The sequence below is a fragment of the Nocardiopsis sp. CA-288880 genome, from assembly GCF_050955985.1.
Classification (GTDB): Bacteria; Actinomycetota; Actinomycetes; order Streptosporangiales; family Streptosporangiaceae; genus Nocardiopsis; species Nocardiopsis tropica.
In genome coordinates this window covers 3,092,706-3,108,486 of the sequence record NZ_CP192105.1, presented here as the reverse complement: position 1 = coordinate 3,108,486, position 15,781 = coordinate 3,092,706, and the positions used below count along the sequence as shown (strand labels likewise).

The following is a 15,781-nucleotide window of genomic DNA, read 5'->3' as shown; positions in this document are numbered from 1 at the left end:
GGATGACCGCGCGCCGGGGCGCGCGGGGGGACGGGACGCGGTCCGGGCGCACGCGCGCGGGACCGCCGTGGTCACCGGGGGCGGCAGCGGCCTGGGCAGGGCGGCCACGCTCGCCCTGCTCGCGGACGGCTGGTCGGTCGCGGTGGCCGGGCGCCGCAAGGAGGCGCTGGAGGAGACCGTCGGCCTCGCCGGGCCGGACGCCGACCGGGTCCTGGCGGTGCCGACCGACATCCGCGGCCCCGCAGAGGTGGAGGCCCTGTTCGCCGCGGTGCGCGAGCGGTTCGGCCGGGTGGACCTGCTGTTCAACAACGCGGGGGCGGCGGTCCCCCGCACGCCCGTGGAGGAGGTGGCGGTGGAGGACTGGCAGCGGATCATGGACACCACCGTCACCGGGACCTTCCTGTGCGCCAGGGAGGCGTTCCGGGTGATGCGCGGGCAGTCACCGCCGGGCGGGCGCATCATCAACAACGGGGCCCCGTCCGCCCACGTGCCGCGGCCCCACTCCGTCGCCTACACCACGGCCAAGCACGCGGTCCTGGGCCTGACCCGGGCCCTGTCCCTGGACGGGCGGGCGCACGGCATCGCCTGCGGGCAGATCGACGTGGGCAACGTGGCCCCGGCGGACGGCGGCCCGCAGCCGCCCGCGATGCAGGCCGACGGGACGACGGCGGTGGAGCAGACCATCCCCATGGAGAGGTTCACGGAGTCGCTGCTGCTGATGGCGTCGATGCCCCTGGAGGCCAACGTGCAGTACCTGACGGTGCTGCCGACGACGATGCCCTTCGTCGGGCGGGGGTGAGCGGGTGTTCGTGAGCGCGCGCTCCTTCGAGGAGTACCGGGCGATGTTCTCGCTCTCGGACCACGACCTGTCGCTGCGGATCCTGGACTGCCCCGGCGGCGCCGCGAGCTTCGTTGCGGAGGCCGGGGCCCGGGGCACAAACGCGGTGGCCGTGGACCCCCAGTACGGGCCGGGCCGTGAGGGGCTGGGGGAGCTGGCCCTGCGGGAGAACGAGCACAAGCACGCGGAGCTGGTCGAGCGCTCCGGGGAGTACGACTGGAGCTGGTTCGGCGGCCCGGCGCGGTACACGCGGCTGCGCTCGCGGTCGGCGCGCGCCTTCGGCGCGGACGTCGCGGCGCGGCCCGGGCGGTACGTCCTGGGCTCGCTGCCGGACCTGCCGTTCGCGGACCGCTCGTTCGACCTCGTGCTCAGCTCCCACCTGCTGTTCTCCTACGGCGAGCAGCTGGGCGAGGACTGGCACCGGGACGCGCTGCTGGAGCTGGTGCGCGTGTCCCGCGGGCAGGTGCGGCTGTACCCCCTGTTCCAGCACACCAGTAACAAGCGGTATCCGGCGCTGGACCGGATGCGGGAGGCGCTGGCGGAGTGCGGCGTCCCCTCGCGGGTGGAGGGGGTGGACTACGCGTTCGCCCGGGGGGACCGGGAGATGCTGGTGCTGGAGTGCGCCGGCGCCCGTGCGCCGGCGGGGGCCTCCCGCGAGGGCGGGGGCGCGTCCGCGGCGTTCGACCCGGTGCGCTGGAGGCACCTCGAAGCGGGGCGGTGACGGGTGGGCGCGGGGCGGGTCGCGGGGACGCGGCCCGCCCCGCCGCCGTCGCACGGCCCGGCCCTTGCGGGGGCGGGCGCGTGCGGGCGGGACAGGGCGTGCGGCCGGGGTGCGGCGCGCGGTCGGAACCGGACCGCCGGGCGCCGGGGCGCGGCCCCCGGGGATGAGAACGGCCACATCCAGGGCGCCGACACCGCCCCAGATTGCATGTTCATTCATTTTTCTGCATACTTATTTTCATGTCCAAGGTACTCACTTCCCTTCCTGTCGGCGAACGTGTCGGAATCGCCTTCTCGGGGGGCCTCGACACGTCCGTGGCCGTCGCGTGGATGCGCGAAAAGGGCGCGGTTCCCTGCACGTACACCGCCGACATCGGCCAGTACGACGAGCCCGACATCGCCTCGGTGCCCGGCCGCGCCAACGCCTACGGCGCGGAGGTCGCCCGGCTGGTCGACGGCCGCGCCGCACTGGTCGAGGAAGGGCTCGCCGCCCTGGCCTGCGGCGCGTTCCACATCAGGTCCGGCGGGCGCCCCTACTTCAACACCACCCCGCTCGGCCGCGCCGTCACCGGCACCCTCCTGGTCCGCGCCATGCTCGACGACGGCGTGCAGATCTGGGGCGACGGCTCCACCTACAAGGGCAACGACATCGAGCGGTTCTACCGCTACGGCCTGCTCGCCAACCCCTCCCTGCGCATCTACAAGCCGTGGCTCGACGCCGACTTCGTCAACGAGCTCGGCGGGCGCAAGGAGATGTCCGAGTGGCTGGCCGAGCGCGACCTGCCCTACCGGGACAGCACCGAGAAGGCCTACTCCACCGACGCCAACATCTGGGGCGCCACCCACGAGGCCAAGTCCCTCGAGCACCTCGACACCGGCATCGAGATCGTCGACCCCATCATGGGCGTCCGGTTCTGGGACCCCGAGGTGGAGATCGCCCCCGAGGACGTCACGATCGGCTTCGAGCAGGGCCGGCCGGTGACCATCGACGGCCGCAGGTTCGACACCGCCGTGGACCTGGTGCTGGAGGCCAACGCCATCGGCGGCCGGCACGGCCTGGGCATGTCCGACCAGATCGAGAACCGGGTCATCGAGGCCAAGAGCCGGGGCATCTACGAGGCCCCGGGCATGGCCCTCCTGCACGCCGCCTACGAGCGCCTGGTCAACGCCATCCACAACGAGGACACCCTCGCCAGCTACCACAACGACGGCCGCCGCCTCGGCCGGCTGATGTACGAGGGCCGCTGGCTGGAGCCGCAGGCGCTGATGGTGCGCGAGTCGCTCCAGCGCTGGGTGGGCACCGCCGTCACCGGCGAGGTGACCCTGCGACTGCGCCGCGGTGAGGACTACTCGATCCTGGACACCACCGGACCGTCGTTCAGCTACCACCCGGACAAGCTGTCCATGGAGCGCACGGAGGACTCCGCGTTCGGTCCCGGCGACCGCATCGGCCAGCTCACCATGCGCAACCTCGACATCGCCGACTCGCGGGCCAAGCTGGAGGACTACGCCAGGATCGGCATGGTCGGCAGCGGGGGCGCCCACCCCACCTCGATCGGCGCCGCCCAGGCGGCGGCGACCGGCCTGATCGGCGCGATGCCCGAGGGCGGCGCCGAGGCGATCGCCTCCCGCGGCCAGGCCGCCGACGAGGACTGGCTCGACCACGTCGCCATGGAGTCCGGCACGGACTGAGGCCCGCTCCCGCCGCCCGCACCGCCTTCCGGGGGCCGGTGCGGACGGCGGCGGGTCCGGAGGGACCGGTCCCCCGGCCCTCCCGCGACGACGGGCGGCCCTTCGGTACCGAGGCTCGGTACCGAAGGGCCGCCCGCGGTCGTCACCGGGGGAACAGCGCGTCGGTGAAGGCGTTGCGGAACGTGCCGAGGGGGTCCATGCTCCGCGCCAGGCGGGCGAAGTCGTCCGCGCGCTCGTACCCCGCGACGATGTCCCCGGCCGAGAGCGTGGTGAGCTTCCCCCAGTGCGGCCGGGCGCCCAGGGGCGCCAGGAGTGCCTCCACCTCGGCCAGGACGGCCACCACCGCCTCCGCGTCGCTGACCCAGGTGAAGTGGAACGTGACGGAGTCGCGGCCGTATGCGGGGCTCAGCCACAGGTCGTCCCCGCGCACCGTGCGCACCTCCGACACGTGCAGAAGCGGGGCCACCTTGTGCCCGATGCCGCGCAGGGCGGCGAAGGCCCGCGCCGCCTGCTCCCGTGGCAGGTACAGCTCCGACTGGAGCTCGTCGCCCGCGCTCGGCGTCACGTCGGGCCGGAAGTGCGGCAGCCGCTCGTGCCAGGGCCCGGAGACCCCCAGCTGCACGGTGCAGGACTCCGCCGACATGCCCGGCACGGGGTGCACCGGTCCATCCGCCGGCCGTCCGCCCTCCCACGGGCGCTCGGGCAGGTCGGTCCGGTGCTTGAGCCACACGTCGGCGGCGCCCCGGGCCCAGTCGGTGAACGCGCTCACGCTGTACGCGGCGCCGAACACCGCGTCGAACCGCTCGGCCACCGCGTCCAGGGGCACGTCGAGGTGGACGCGCTGGGCGACCTCGAAGGCGGGCTCGACGTCCAGGGTGAGCCGGGTGACGACGCCGAGCGCACCGAGGGAGACCACCGCGCCGGGGAACGTGTCGGGGTCGGTGTCGCGGGACAGCTCCACGAGGTCGCCCTCCGGTCCGACCATCTGCACGGCCCGCACGGAGGCGGCGAGGCAGCGCCGGCCGTCCCCGGAGCCGTGGGTGCCGGTGGCGCACGCCCCGGCGACGGAGATGTGCGGCAGGGAGGCCATGTTCGCGAGGGCGAACCCGTCCCGGTGCAGGGCGGCGGAGAGGTCGACGTAACTCGTGCCGGCGGACACCGCCACGGTCCCCGCCCCGGGGTCGAGGACGATGTCCGGCGGAAGGCCGTCGAGGCGGACCAGCTCGTGGTCGGAGTCGGCCACCCTGCTGAAGGAGTGGCCGCTGCCGAGGGCCCGGATCCTGGGGCTGTCGCGGACGAGGCGGCGCAGTTCGTCCAGGGTCGAGGGCCGGTGCACCGCCGTGTGGGAGAAGGCGACGTTCCCGGCCCAGTTCCTGAGGGGCGGGGGTGGTGGTGTGGTGGACATGGGGCCTCCTTGACCGCCGGGGGGACGCCCGTGCATCTTCCCCCGTGGCCCGGGTCGCGGGAGCGGCCGGGGTCCGTGAGTCCGGGATCCGCGTGGATGCGGGCCCCGCCGGGGCGACCGTGTGTCCCGCTCCCCCCATGTCGCGCGTTGGGACGGTGGATTGCGCGGGGTGGCCACTTCCAGCCGAAACCACTCACAGTGACCGGACGGTGGGTTACTGTGCCCGTGGTGACAGCCCTCGACCCTTTGGAGGACCACGTGGGAGATCACGGCAAACCCGACAGCACCAACACCGGCAAAGGCGGCTCTGCCAGCGGCGACGGCCAAGACCCCAAGAAGCACGGAAGCGAACCCCTCCCCACCCAGTCCGGCGACGGCAAGGACCCCAACCGGTGACCACACCCGGCGCCCGTCTGGCCCGCGCCCTCACCATCGCGGGCCACATCATCGACCCCCAGTGGCACCGGGCGATCCTCGCGGTGGACCGGGCCGGGTTCATCCCCGACACCGTGTGGGTCACCTCCACCGACCACCCCGGCTACTACATGCCGGTCAGCCGCGAGGACCCCGACCACGCCCGTTGGGCGCATGAGGACTACGCGCTCGCGACCCAGGTGGACGACGGCAACCCGGCCGGGGGCCCGAACGGCGAACCCGGGTGGGGCAGGTTGCGGACCTCCAGCCTCAGCCAACCGTCGCTGGTCGTGGACATGCTCCAACAGCTCGACGCCGCCGAGGGGCACCGGGTGTTGGAGATCGGCACGGGGAGCGGCTACAACACCGCTCTGCTCTGTCACGCGCTCGGGGAGAAGGCGGTGGTGTCCGCCGAGATCGACCCAGAGCTCGCCCGGGTCGCCGTCGACAACCTCGACCGCGCCGGTTACCGGCCGACCGTGCTGGACGAGGACGGCGCCGAGCGCCTGGAAACCGATCTCGGCGCGGACCGCTTCCACCGGGTGATCTCCACCGTGGCGGCCCGCGGGTCCATCCCCCACGCCTGGGTGGGGCAGACGTGGCCGGGCGGGGTGATCGTGACCCCCTGGGAGGTGGGGACCCGCCCCGGGGTGCTGGTGCGACTGGAGGTCGGGGAGGACGACACCGCGCACGGGCGGATCGTCGGCGGGGCCCCGTTCATGGTGTTGCGCTCCCAGCGTTCCGACAGCCGCCGTCTCCGGGACCTGGTGGACGAGGAGGACCCCGGCAAGCAGACCGGAACCACCACCGTGAACCCCCGCCTGGTCGCCTACGAGCACCCCGGATGGCAACTCGTTCTCGGACACCTGGTGCCCGACCTGCGGTACGCCGTCTACGAGGCGTCGGAGGAGCGGCCCGAGTGCGCGGGCGAGGCGTCCGTGTACGTGGCCACCCCGGACAGGTCATGGGCGCTGGGCGAGTACACACCGGTCGGCGGCCCCTACGCCACCGAACGCGCCGGGGGCCGGGACCTGTGGGCGGAGGTCGGCGCGGCGTGGGAGGAGTGGCAGCGGGCGGGTCGGCCGGGCCGGGAGCAGCTGGGGGTGACCGTTGACAAGCACGGCACACACCTGTGGGCGGGTTCCCCGGCCGGGGTTCTACGGCCGCTGGGCTCGGCTGCCACGGTGGGGTAGCCGTTCGGGCAGTGTGTCCGCTGTTCCCTGAGGTGAGTCCGGGGTTCGGGTGGCATACCGGCACCAACGTCCGCGAGACTCCCCCACCCGGTGGCCCGGTTTGGAGCGGGACTGCGGTGGGGTCTTTGGTCCTCGTGGTGTGTCGCGCACCCGGGGTAACCTGAACCCGCTGAACACGAGAGCCGCACCCCGTCACCAACATTGACGGGGTGCGGCTCTTCGCGTGCGCGGGGGTGTTACCGGCCGCGCACCGCATTCACGAGAGCAGTCCACTCAGGGGCAGGTACAGCAAGGTGACCCGACTCCCGGTTCTGGGTGTCACGAACAGCAGCCCTCTGACCAGGCATAATTCGTGCCTCCACGCACTGACCACCGGACCCGTTGCTGTAGCTGGACTTCTTCCAGACCTGACTCATCATCGGATGTTGCCTCGTATCTCTTCCATCTTGGACCGCGACGCCGTAATCGGCAGAGCGGCGCTCCTCAGCTCCGCGAAGGTTCGGTCATAGCGTGCCACAATCTCCGGTTGCTTCAGCGATACACCTGTCTGCTGGCTCTCCACGTAGACGAACGAGCCGTTGCCAGGCACGTCCATCACGGTGAACGAACCACCCAGTCCAGCGTGCCCCTCTGCCTCACTCGGGATTATCTGTATGTCCACCCGTGAGCGATATGACAGTTCCAGCAGGTGATCGATCTGCTTGGGCCTCACTTCGGGGTTCCGAAAGCGGCGAACTAGGACCACCTCGTCCAAGAGAGCGGTGATCTTCGGTGGGTGTGGCCGGTCCAGGATGAGCTGACGTTGCTTTCGCGCATCGACGATCTGGTCGATCGCTTCCGATGTGGCATCGGGCTCAGCGATCTCGCTGATGGCCCTCACGTACTCCTCGACCTGGAAGATTCCTGGAACCAGGCCGAGGGAGTAGTCCCGAAAGGTTGTGGCGGCTTGCTCCGCCTCAGCAACCTCGCGGAAGTACGACGTCATCCCAACCCCGGAGAACGCAGCGTCCCAGGCACCCAGCAGAACCCCGTTGGCCTTGAGAGCAGCATCAAGGCGCACCACTTGGTCCCTGCGCGTCCCTTTCTTGCCGAGCTCCAAATCGCTGATAGTGCTTTGCCCGACCAGGGATACAGCGGCAAGCTTCTGTTGCGTGAGACCCGCTAGACCACGGGTTTTCTTGAGCAGCTTCCCGAAACGAGAGCGCGCCTCGCCGTCCTCACCATCGACCCTCAATCGAATCACCGACCAATTATCTGTCTTCACCGCTTTGCAAGGTTCTAAGACCGAGTCCAGCGATAAGCATAGACCCACGGCGTCTGGGATTGGCAAGGTCTGGGACATGAAAAGGCCCCGGCGGCCGCTCGCAACGACCCCCGAGGCAAATGCCCCACCTGTCACGAAAAGACATGAGGTGAAGCAAATGAAGCCTATCGGTACCACCGCACCAAAAACAGACGCAGACCCCGAACCCGAGCCCGCCGGTGTCCCGTACCCGCACCGCATCGCGTTCTCCGAGCCCCACCGGCACGGCATCGTCCTCGGCCACGAGCGCGACTACACCGCCCTGGCCAAGTGGGTGCGGGCCATGACCCCCCAGAGGGCCGCGAAACCGGTCTCGCTGGTGGCCGAAGCGCTCGCCTCGAACGCCCACCAGCACACACTCAGCGGGGACCCCGGCGGAACCGTGCGGGTGGTCCTCGACGTCAACCCGTTCCTCATCACCATCGCGGTCACCGACCGCGGCCCCCGCCCGGACTCCGTCATCCCCTACCCCCGGTTGGGTGACCCCCGCCTCGCGCCCCTCCCGGGCCTGCATCTAGTGGACCAGATCGCCGTGTACTGGGAGTGGGACTGGGTGATCCCCGGGGCAGGGTCGGGACCGCTGACGATCCGCGCGAAGGTGGAGAACCCGTGAGCGGGTGGACACCGGAGCTGGACCGCGAGTACCGGCAGGTGGCCGCATCGCTCACCTACCACCACCCGGGCTGGTGGGTGATGTGGTCGTACTCCCTGCGCGTGTGGGTGGCGTTCTTCCTCGGCCCCGCCACGGTGGCGCCGCTGCGCTACGCCAACCCCGACCGGCTCTCCCGACAGATGCGGCACGTGACCCGTACGGTCGCCTCCGGCGGCTCCCCCTGAGAACCTCCTCCGGGCGGCACCGTTCCGTCCGGAGGTTCCCCGCCCGGTGCGTTCGCGCCGGGCCGCGGGACCGCCGCCGAAAAGGGGGGCCGGCGGCCCCGCCCCACCCACTCGGGTCCGGTCGTACTTCCCCGGACCGGACCCGACCCCCACCCACCATCGACCACCCACCCGTACACGCCCGACAACCGACGACACACGCTGACGGAGAACCACCGTGCCCACCGGACCCCTGCCCGACCTGGTCGAGAACGCCGAGGCCCTGCTCACCCCCGGAGAGGTCGCCCGCCTCTTCCGCGTGGACCCCAAGACCGTCACCCGCTGGGAAAAGGACGGCCGACTGGCCTCGGTCAAAACCCTGGGCGGACACCGCCGCTACCCCAGGTCGCAGATCACCCACGTGCTGAACGCCGGAACGGGCAGCACCGAGGTCGTCCGCGCTCTGGAAGCAGTCCACGCCCTCGCCCTCGAAGTCGGAGCGATGGGCGACGCCGGACACGTCGCGACCCTCATCGAGACCCTGCGCGCCGGGAAGTCCTGACCGCAGCCCTGAACCGTCCGGACGGGCCGTGGACAGCATGTCCCCGGGGCGACCGTGGTTCGCGCCGGACCCCCGCCCCGAGGGGTCCGGCGCACCACGAAGGCCCGCGCCGAGCCCGGCCCGTAGAAGGAGGAAACCGGTGACCGCCCGATCCAGGCCCCCGCACGCCAGCGACGGGACCCCGCTCGTCCCCCGCTACACCGAGCACGCCGAACGCCTCGCGTCCCGCGTCATGCAGGAGCGGGAACGGTCCGCCGCGGACGCCGCCGCCGGTCTGGCCCGCCTGGAACAGATCGCCGCCCAGCAGCAGTTCGACGCCGCCCAGGCCCGACTGGAAGCCGCCCGCAGACGGGTCGAGGCCCAGGACACCGCCTACCTGGGGGTGGCGGTCCGCCAATGGTGCCGCCGCATGGCCCCATGAACCGGACCCGTACAGGCCCATCCCCGCGTGCGCGGGAACGCGGAGGGTCCACCGTGGCCTTCATGTTGGCAGTTGGCACGCACGGGAATGCCGGTGGATCGAGCACCAACTTGCCAATGGATGCGAACACGGACATGGCACTGGTCCGCGCTCTCCTCGGCAATCGCGGGTGGGGTGTGTTCAGGCGGGAGACCGATCCGAACGGCCTGGTCGACAGCGAACCCGACCTCGGCGGTGTCCATGGCCAGACCGGCCTCGGACGGGCCCACGGCGCCGACGCTCCGGCCGTGTCCGGATGCGCCTGGATGTGGTCGAGCGCGACCCTGAGCCGGGGTGCGGCCTTGACTCAGGCCGCAGGAATGGCCTCGATGGTCTTCCTGTGCTTCTCACCCCACTCGCCCAACGGGATGAGGGCTTGGTTGAGCGAGGTGCCGAGGTCGGTCAGCGAGTACTCCACCTTGGGCGGGACCTGGGGATACACCTCCCGGTGCACCAGGCCGTAGTGTTCCATCTCGCGCAACTGGATGATCAGCGACTTCTCACTGATGCCGGGCACGCCCCGCCTCAGCTCACCGAAACGCTTCGGACCGTCGTGCAGAGCCCACAGGATCAGCGCCTTCCACTTGCCGCCCACCACGTCCACGGCGGCATCGAGCCCGCACGAGTAGCTTCGCTTCTTCACTCCGCACTCCCCCATACTGAAAAAAAGGTAGGTACCCGAAAAAATAGTAGGTACTTGTAGGAAGTGCAGCAAACAAGCACGATCGGAATTGCTGCGGGAGGGGCCCATCCCGCAGCGCCACACATCACTTCACAAGCACGGAGTCCACGTGAACAACGGGCGCATCACCGCCAACGGCATCGACTTCTCCTACGTCGAGGAGGGGGAAGGACCGCTGGCCCTGCTGCTGCACGGTTTCCCCGAGTCCGGAGATGTCACCTACCGCCATCTGATTCCGGCACTGGCCGCGGCCGGCTACCGGGCCGTCGCGCCCAACATGCGCGCCTTCGCCCCCACTGCACTCCCGGCCGACGGCAGCATGCTCCTCAGCGACCTCGTCGACGACGTCAACGCCCTGCACCAGGAGTTGGGCGGTGACAGTGAAGCGATCCTGGTCGGGCACGACTGGGGCGGGGGCATGGCCTGGTCCGCCGCCGTCACGGCACCCGAGCGGTGGTCGCGGGTGGTGGTCAGCGACGTCCCGCCTCTGCGGTTCTTCGCCGCCTATGCCAACACCTTCGAGGGCATCGAGAACCTGAACCACTTCTGGTTCATCCAGATGGACATGGCCACCGAGGTCCTGGCCGCCGATGACATGGCCTGGCTGCGCCAGGGTTTGCAGGACAAGTGGACGGCCCCCGGATTCGACGCCACCCAGGAGATCGACGGGATGCGCAAGGCCCTGGGCGAGCCCGCCCGGCTCCGTGCCGCCCTGGACCTCTACCGCACCAACTTCGGCACCCAGCAGATGGGCACGCCGGAGTGGGCGGCCGAACACGGTCGTCTCTGGGGCGCCCTGCCCAGCCAGCCGACCCTGTACCTGCACGGCACCGAAGACAAGAGCGTCGTGCTGGACCAGGAGACCCTGGCCTCCATCGGCACAGCCCTCGCCGAGAGCAACAAGGACTCCGAGGCCGCCTTCGTCGAGGGAGCCGGACACATCGTCCCGGCCGAACAGCCCGACCGGTACAACGAACTCGTGCTCCGCTTCCTCGACAAGAGGAGCTGAACCGCCGGACAACGGCATCGCGTACCTCTACTCCGGTATCCCGCCGGAGTAGGGGTACGCCCCAGCAGCCTGAGCCACGGGTGGTAATGCGGACACTCCTACAGCTCGATGAGGACATCTTCGGCCTCGCCTGGCCCGCCAGAATTGAAGACGTCCTCTGATATGGGACCATCCCCGCGTGCGCGGGGAGCACCAGGGGCGGCCTCCACTACTACATCAGCCTTGAGGGTCCATCCCCGCGTGCGCGGGGAGCACCGTAGCCGTGGTGGTGGTCTCAGGGCTCATGGGGTCCATCCCCGCGTGCGCGGGGAGCACCCCGGCGCCGCCATGACCCGCACACCCGACTCGGGTCCATCCCCGCGTGCGCGGGGAGCACAGCAGATCACCAGCGAACTTACCAGCGGCAAGCAGCCGATTTTCCAACTTCTCAAGAAACCGACACTGAGGACATAGCAGAATTTGACGCCATAGAAGCATAGTAAGCGTCATTCTCATCCGACCACCGTCATGCCGAACCTTCTTCGGCCTCAAAGGTGGGGATTCCCGACTGACCTCCTGCACACCTGATGGGTTCTATGGCTCTTTGGCCTGGTCCCTTTTCCGAACTCCATCGAGGGTGAACGGCATTCAGACCAGGGTGGAGATGCAGAAAGGATGTCCGGCGGGGTCGAGCAGAACCCTCCACCGGTCGGGCTCGGGCTGACTCGAAGGTTCGGTCGCGCCCAGGGCCAGAAGCCCGGCCTGGGCGGCGTCCAGATCGTCGACGCCCAGCTCGATGTGCGCCCGCTTCTCCCGGGCGGGGTCCGGCCAGGTGGGCCGTTGGTAACCCGGCAGCCGGGAGAAGCCCAGCCCAGGCGCCCCCTCCTGACCGAGCAGGATGAAGTCGTCGCTGGAGTAGGCCACGGGCAGGTCGAGGGCTTTGCCGTAGAAGCGGGCCAGTTCGGCGGGGTCGGGGCAGTCGAAGGTGACGGCCGTGTAGCGCATCGAGGGCAGCGGCGTGGTTTCAGTGCTCATGGGCAGCACGTTAGAACGCGACCAGGACAGGTTCGGTCCTGGTCGTGGGAGAGACTTCAGGACGTGATCAGCACATCCGCCCGTCTCCTCCATCTGCTTTCCCTGCTGTCCGCACAACCGTCGTGGACCTGCCGCGAACTGGCCGAACGCATGGCGGTCAACGAGCGCACCGTTCGGCGCGACGTCGCCAGGCTCAGGGAACTCGGCTACGGAATCGAGTCCGATCCCGGACCGTGGGGCGGTTACAGTCTCGGCGGCGGTACCCGGATACCACCGCTGGTCCTCGACGACGAGGAGGCGCTGGCCGTCGCCGTCGGCCTGCGCGAGGCCGCGCTCAGCGGTGTTCTCGGTAGCGACCAGGCCGCGTTGTCAGCCCTGTTGAAGCTGCGCCAGGCCCTGCCGTCGCGGGTCGCGAGCCGACTCGGTGAGATGGACTCGGCCTTCGTGCACACGACCAGACCCGATCGGCCGCAGATCGCGCCGGGCATGCTGCTGGAACTGGTCGCCGCCTGCCGCGGAGGTGAACGTGTCCGCCTGTCCTACCGTGACCGCGAGGGGCAGGCGACGGACCGGGACGCCGATCCCTACCGCCTAGTGCACACGGGTCGACACTGGTACTTCGTCGCCCGCGACGTGGCGCGCAACGAGTGGCGAACGTTCCGCGCCGACAGGGTCGAGCGCGTACGACCCACGGGACACGCGGTGGAACTCGTCGATCCACCGGACCCGGCGCTGCTCGTCTCCGATTCGCTGGCGGGCGGTAGGTATCCGCTCTATGCGAGAATCCGCCTCCCGCTGCCGATGGAACAGGCGCTCCAGCTGATCCCTCCGACGGTTGGCACCCACCGTCCGGAGGGCCCCGAAGCCACCGTCGTCGATATCGGTGGACCCGACGCGAACGGCCTCGCCGGGTACCTGCTCGGCCTGGCCACCCCGCTGCGTGTGCTTGCACCGGACGAGGTGCGGGAAGCCCTGGTTCGCCGCGCTCGCGAGCTGGTCGAGGACAACATGGACGGGCGGCTTCCCTGAGCTGCGTGCGCCACCACACGCCCTGGGTCCATCCCCGCGTGCGCGGGGAGCAGCGGGTCAGGCGCAGGTCCCATCGGCCGTCGACGGGTCCATCCCCGCGTGCGGGGGAGCAGGGGGCGTGGTGGCGGGCGAGGGAGGCGGCGATGGGTCCATCCCCGCGTGCGCGGGGAGCAGACCCCCGGAAATTCGCGGCCTGAGCAGAGAGGAGGTCCATCCCCGCGTGCGCGGGGAGCAGTGCTGTCCTCATACCGGCCTACCCCGAAAGGCGGGGTCCATCCCCGCGTGCGCGGGGAGCAGACGTTCATCGAGCGCGACCCCACCCTGGACGAGGGTCCATCCCCGCGTGCGCGGGGAGCAGTCTCGTTGACCTGCGCCTTCATCCCCAGCAACCGCTCGAATCTGCAAGTTGTTGAGAAACAGACATATCGCCCACCGGTCGGTGTTCCTGTGTAGTTCCTTCCTACCGCACACCACCTCCATCCGACACCCACAGCCACACCTACCAGGAGGAGACACAGGCCCACTCCCGAGTGCGCAGGAAACGGGACCGACCCACCGGGCCGGCTGCCACGCGCATCTCGGCCGTGGTCGAGGCTCGGAGGTCTGCCCGCAGCAGAAAGGGCGTCCGCACCCGGTAGAACACCCGTACGGTTGGCGGCGTAACCCCCGAAAGCCGTAGGAGTGTGTATGGATGCGATCACCGGTACAGCCGCAGGCGTGCCGTTCACAGCCCTCCCGCCGTCCGGGACGGGCAACGACCGTGCGCCGTTGATCGTGACCTGGCACATGCTGGACGCACCCCGAACGGACGCGGCCTTCGCAGCGGCACTGCCCATGGCCGGTGTTCCTTCCTGGCGGGTCCACCTGGGTATGCCGCTGTGCGGTCCGCGTATGGTCGATGGCCGTCTCGACAGACACCTCGAACTCGCTCGCGAAGACATCCTGTTGGCGTACCTCGGACCGATCGTCCACCAGGCCGTAGAGGAGTTCCCGGCCGCGCTGGCTGAGCTGCGCCGTCAGCTACCGGTCGACGACCAGCCGATCGGCATCCTCGGTGCATCGCTTGGCGGGGCGGTGGCTCTGCAAGTGCTCACAGCCCCGCCGGCGCCGATCGGAGCGGTCGCGCTCGTCAATCCCGCTGTGCGGGTGAGGGCGGCGGTCGAACTTCTCGCGACCGGGCTCGACCAGCCTTACGTTTGGACCGCCGAATCCCGCAGAGCGGCCGACGATTTGGATTTCGTCGGTCGTGCCGGAGAGCTAAGCGGAGAGCCCCCGCTGCTGCTGGTCAGCGGCGAGCGCGACCACCCGGCATTGCGCGAAGATGCTTTTTCCCTGGTCAAGGCACTTCGTGGGCGGTACGCGCGTCCGGATGAGATCGAGCTGGCGACTGTGCCGGACTTGGCCCACCCGCTGGCCGATGAGCCCGGGTTGGAACCGGCTCCCCAGTTGCCCACGACGGCGGCGGTCGACGGGGTTCTTACCCGGTGGTTCGTCCGGCGATTCGCGAGGCAGTGAGCAGCGGTGGGTAAGCGTTCCCAAGGCTGGTGGCACCCCCTGTCCTGAGGCGCGTTGAGGCTGCGCAAACGGAAGCCTGCCCGCACGGAGCGCGGGCAGGCTCTTGAGACGACAGCTCCAAGGCGGGTCTCGTTCCATCCCCGCGTGCGCGGGGAGCAGGTGACAGCCTCGCCGCATACTGCACACGAATTAACGACTCAGGACACTAGGGCAATGATACGGGCCAGAAAGGCGATCTATTCTTCCTCGGTGAGATCATCGGAGAGAACGCCAGCCACAAATACTCCGGCGCCCTGAGTTATTTCCTTAGCCGATGCGGTCCGAGCTAGAAAAGAGCGGGTTCGTCATCGGAGCGACCCCCTGTCGGCTGATTCCTGAGTTCTTCGAGGCTCCGCCGGCCTGCGAGATGAACGAACAGCCTTGCTGTCACAGTGGCGTCGTACTTAGCCCGATGCGGTTGGTCTTCGCCGTCCAGGCCGTGATCAAGCTCGAATTCCTCGACCAGTGAGCCCAGCTTGTACGTCTTGCGGCCAGGCAGCAGGCGCCGAGCGAGCTTGAGCGTGTCGAAGACCTCCGGGGGCTCCCAGCCGGTCATCTTGCGCTGAAGCACGCCGACATCAACGTGCGCGTTGTGGGCGATCAGGGCGGGGTGAGACAGCGCGTGTAGCACGTCGACCACGACGTCCTTGAACACCGGCTTCTCAGCAACGTCGTCGTTGCTGATGCCGTGAATCCGCTTCGCCATCGGGGCGATCGGTTGGTCCGGGCGAACCAACCAGCTCGCCGGCTCTCCGATGATCCCGTCGACGATCGGCACCGCGGCCAGCTCTACCAAGTCCGGCGGTTGCTGGCCGTTGCCCTCGACATCTACGACGACGTAGCTGAGGCTCTTCCAGTCAGTCATTTGCGCGTTGGGGCCTTCCATCCAAGGTCAGCGCGACCATGCCGGTTGGCGTGGTGCGGGTGACGCTCGTCGTGGACCTGGAAGCCGAGCGCATGCTGGAGGAAGTACCGAGGCTGCTCAGCGGCCAGGCCGGACACGACGGCCGCCCTGTCAGTGGTGTCTACGACCTTCAGGTCACCAGCCTCGGGCAACACGCGGGCGACATCGTGCAGTTGATCGGAGGTC

17 protein-coding genes and 1 pseudogene are annotated in these 15,781 nt (G+C 69.7%); 12 read left to right on the top strand and 6 right to left on the bottom strand.

What is annotated here, in order from left to right; genetic code table 11:
- Positions 1-67 precede the first annotated feature (67 nt).
- The 3 genes from ACQPYD_RS13305 to argG all read left to right on the top strand — a co-directional run bounded on the left by ACQPYD_RS13305 (position 68) and on the right by argG (position 3,250).
- A complete protein-coding gene (locus ACQPYD_RS13305) occupies positions 68-799 on the top strand; it encodes an SDR family oxidoreductase (RefSeq protein ID WP_433701291.1) in 732 nt (243 codons plus the stop codon).
- A gap of 4 nt (positions 800-803) precedes the next feature.
- Entirely contained in the window at positions 804-1,559 is a 756-nt protein-coding gene (locus ACQPYD_RS13300; protein ID WP_433701290.1) for a methyltransferase domain-containing protein, read from the top strand.
- Between the two features lie 239 nt (positions 1,560-1,798).
- Positions 1,799-3,250 carry an argininosuccinate synthase gene (argG, locus tag ACQPYD_RS13295; protein WP_433701289.1) on the top strand — a complete coding sequence of 484 codons (1,452 nt, stop codon included), beginning with the start codon at positions 1,799-1,801 and terminating at the stop codon, positions 3,248-3,250.
- Positions 3,251-3,392: 142 nt separating this feature from the next.
- On the opposite strand, the gene ACQPYD_RS13290 is transcribed toward argG, so the two are convergent.
- On the bottom strand, positions 3,393-4,655 hold the full coding sequence (locus tag ACQPYD_RS13290; protein WP_433701288.1) for a D-arabinono-1,4-lactone oxidase: 1,263 nt from the start codon (positions 4,653-4,655) through the stop codon (positions 3,393-3,395).
- Positions 4,656-4,874: 219 nt separating this feature from the next.
- Between ACQPYD_RS13290 and ACQPYD_RS13285 the strand changes: the two genes are divergently transcribed.
- Positions 4,875-5,051: a hypothetical protein gene (locus tag ACQPYD_RS13285; protein ID WP_352982759.1), complete on the top strand. Its 177-nt coding sequence runs from the start codon at positions 4,875-4,877 to the stop codon at positions 5,049-5,051.
- Positions 5,048-6,262: an rRNA adenine N-6-methyltransferase family protein gene (locus tag ACQPYD_RS13280; RefSeq protein WP_433701287.1), complete on the top strand. Its 1,215-nt coding sequence runs from the start codon at positions 5,048-5,050 to the stop codon at positions 6,260-6,262. Before ACQPYD_RS13285 ends, ACQPYD_RS13280 begins: the two co-directional genes overlap by 4 nt.
- Positions 6,263-6,498: 236 nt before the next feature.
- Here the strand turns inward: ACQPYD_RS13280 and ACQPYD_RS13275 are convergent, their stop codons facing one another.
- Positions 6,499-6,681: a DUF397 domain-containing protein gene (locus tag ACQPYD_RS13275; RefSeq protein ID WP_433701285.1), complete on the bottom strand. Its 183-nt coding sequence runs from the start codon at positions 6,679-6,681 to the stop codon at positions 6,499-6,501.
- On the bottom strand, positions 6,678-7,505 hold the full coding sequence (locus ACQPYD_RS13270) for a Scr1 family TA system antitoxin-like transcriptional regulator (RefSeq protein ID WP_433701284.1): 828 nt from the start codon (positions 7,503-7,505) through the stop codon (positions 6,678-6,680). Before ACQPYD_RS13270 ends, ACQPYD_RS13275 begins: the two co-directional genes overlap by 4 nt.
- 178 nt (positions 7,506-7,683) lie before the next feature.
- Between ACQPYD_RS13270 and ACQPYD_RS13265 the strand changes: the two genes are divergently transcribed.
- The 4 genes and pseudogenes from ACQPYD_RS13265 (at position 7,684) to ACQPYD_RS13250 (ending at position 9,364) form a co-directional block, all read left to right on the top strand.
- Positions 7,684-8,178, top strand: a complete 495-nt coding sequence (locus ACQPYD_RS13265; RefSeq protein ID WP_433701282.1) for an ATP-binding protein — start codon at positions 7,684-7,686, stop codon at positions 8,176-8,178.
- Complete coding sequence (locus ACQPYD_RS13260; protein ID WP_433701281.1) at positions 8,175-8,402, top strand: hypothetical protein; 228 nt, start codon at positions 8,175-8,177, stop codon at positions 8,400-8,402. Before ACQPYD_RS13265 ends, ACQPYD_RS13260 begins: the two co-directional genes overlap by 4 nt.
- A 241-nt stretch (positions 8,403-8,643) precedes the next feature.
- Positions 8,644-8,808, top strand: a pseudogene (locus ACQPYD_RS13255) (BldC family transcriptional regulator); the annotation flags it as partial.
- Positions 8,809-9,082: 274 nt separating this feature from the next.
- Complete coding sequence (locus ACQPYD_RS13250; RefSeq protein ID WP_433701280.1) at positions 9,083-9,364, top strand: hypothetical protein; 282 nt, start codon at positions 9,083-9,085, stop codon at positions 9,362-9,364.
- A 346-nt stretch (positions 9,365-9,710) separates the two neighbouring features.
- Here the strand turns inward: ACQPYD_RS13250 and ACQPYD_RS13245 are convergent, their stop codons facing one another.
- Entirely contained in the window at positions 9,711-10,046 is a 336-nt protein-coding gene (locus ACQPYD_RS13245; RefSeq protein WP_433701279.1) for a winged helix-turn-helix transcriptional regulator, read from the bottom strand.
- A 148-nt stretch (positions 10,047-10,194) separates the two neighbouring features.
- On the opposite strand from ACQPYD_RS13245, the gene ACQPYD_RS13240 reads away from it, so the two are divergent.
- Positions 10,195-11,094, top strand: a complete 900-nt coding sequence (locus tag ACQPYD_RS13240; RefSeq protein ID WP_433701278.1) for an alpha/beta fold hydrolase — start codon at positions 10,195-10,197, stop codon at positions 11,092-11,094.
- A 627-nt stretch (positions 11,095-11,721) separates the two neighbouring features.
- Here ACQPYD_RS13240 and ACQPYD_RS13235 read toward each other — a convergent pair.
- Positions 11,722-12,108 (bottom strand): VOC family protein, encoded by a 387-nt coding sequence (locus ACQPYD_RS13235; RefSeq protein ID WP_433701277.1) that lies wholly within the window; start codon positions 12,106-12,108, stop codon positions 11,722-11,724.
- 63 nt (positions 12,109-12,171) lie between these two features.
- Between ACQPYD_RS13235 and ACQPYD_RS13230 the strand changes: the two genes are divergently transcribed.
- Positions 12,172-13,137, top strand: a complete 966-nt coding sequence (locus ACQPYD_RS13230; protein ID WP_433701276.1) for a helix-turn-helix transcriptional regulator — start codon at positions 12,172-12,174, stop codon at positions 13,135-13,137.
- Between the two features lie 687 nt (positions 13,138-13,824).
- Positions 13,825-14,652: an alpha/beta hydrolase family protein gene (locus ACQPYD_RS13225; protein WP_433701275.1), complete on the top strand. Its 828-nt coding sequence runs from the start codon at positions 13,825-13,827 to the stop codon at positions 14,650-14,652.
- Between the two features lie 325 nt (positions 14,653-14,977).
- On the opposite strand, the gene ACQPYD_RS13220 is transcribed toward ACQPYD_RS13225, so the two are convergent.
- On the bottom strand, positions 14,978-15,556 hold the full coding sequence (locus ACQPYD_RS13220) for a 3'-5' exonuclease (protein WP_433701274.1): 579 nt from the start codon (positions 15,554-15,556) through the stop codon (positions 14,978-14,980).
- Between the last annotated feature and the right edge of the window lie 225 nt (positions 15,557-15,781).

Bases quoted from the DNA above. Each gene is read 5' to 3' on its own strand.
- argG (WP_433701289.1), top strand. From the start codon at position 1,799: ATGTCCAAGGTACTCACTTCCCTTCCTGTCGGCGAACGTGTCGGAATC.
- ACQPYD_RS13290 (WP_433701288.1), bottom strand. From the start codon at position 4,655: ATGTCCACCACACCACCACCCCCGCCCCTCAGGAACTGGGCCGGGAAC.
- ACQPYD_RS13275 (WP_433701285.1), bottom strand. From the start codon at position 6,681: ATGATGAGTCAGGTCTGGAAGAAGTCCAGCTACAGCAACGGGTCCGGT.
- ACQPYD_RS13265 (WP_433701282.1), top strand. From the start codon at position 7,684: ATGAAGCCTATCGGTACCACCGCACCAAAAACAGACGCAGACCCCGAA.
- ACQPYD_RS13235 (WP_433701277.1), bottom strand. From the start codon at position 12,108: ATGAGCACTGAAACCACGCCGCTGCCCTCGATGCGCTACACGGCCGTC.
- ACQPYD_RS13225 (WP_433701275.1), top strand. From the start codon at position 13,825: ATGGATGCGATCACCGGTACAGCCGCAGGCGTGCCGTTCACAGCCCTC.
- ACQPYD_RS13220 (WP_433701274.1), bottom strand. From the start codon at position 15,556: ATGACTGACTGGAAGAGCCTCAGCTACGTCGTCGTAGATGTCGAGGGC.